The organism is Streptococcus parasanguinis (assembly GCF_023109675.1).
Lineage (GTDB): Bacteria > Bacillota > Bacilli > Lactobacillales > Streptococcaceae > Streptococcus > Streptococcus parasanguinis_I.
Genome location: NZ_JALDUR010000028.1, coordinates 1 through 631 on the forward strand (window position 1 = coordinate 1; position 631 = coordinate 631).

A 631-nucleotide genomic window follows, 5' to 3' on the forward strand; every position below is an offset into this window, starting at 1 on the left:
CTGTTTGTGTGATTACTTACAGTTTACACCAATGAAACGCTATGAGTTTTTTGTTGCACTATATTTTACAATTTATCTTTTTTGCACTCCTCGGTCAAAGTTCTCCTTTCATATTACAAGAAATGGGCTTTCTAAAAAATTCTACCACATACTTTATATTATAAACTCTTGATTTAGTGAAGAAAATATGATAAAATTCAAGTGAACATAAAAAAGTGTTCTATTCTATATTGGTATTATAAACTATACTGTTGCATTGGAGAATAACAATCTATTTAGTGTTAGTAGATGATTATAATATACTAAAAACAAGGAGAATTCATGATGGGAAAAAATGAGCGACGTAGGTTGCACAGAGTGAGTGGAGAGAAACGCCTTCGATACTCAGTGCGTAAGTTTAATGTAGGTGTGGCTTCTGTAGCTGTCGCGGCTTTTATGTTTTTAGGTAGGAATACTGTTGCAGCAGACACAGTAGTTAAAACAGATTCCTCAATTGCTTCTACAGAGAACATAAGAACTGTACCAGATTCGGAAGGGAAATCAGACTCAGGTACTTCTAAGTCTACCGCAGATTCTGGAGCACCGTCTAGCCAAGTGGCAGATAAAACTGCGAAGTCAGAAGCGACTTCTC

The 631-nt window shown here is 35.8% G+C and carries 1 protein-coding gene; it reads left to right on the forward strand.

Features of this window, described 5'->3' with window-relative positions; all coding sequences use genetic code 11:
• Positions 1-321: 321 nt before the first annotated feature.
• A partial coding sequence (locus tag M1G14_RS10795) for a YSIRK-type signal peptide-containing protein (RefSeq protein WP_247926601.1) occupies positions 322-631 on the forward strand: 310 nt, incomplete at its 3' end.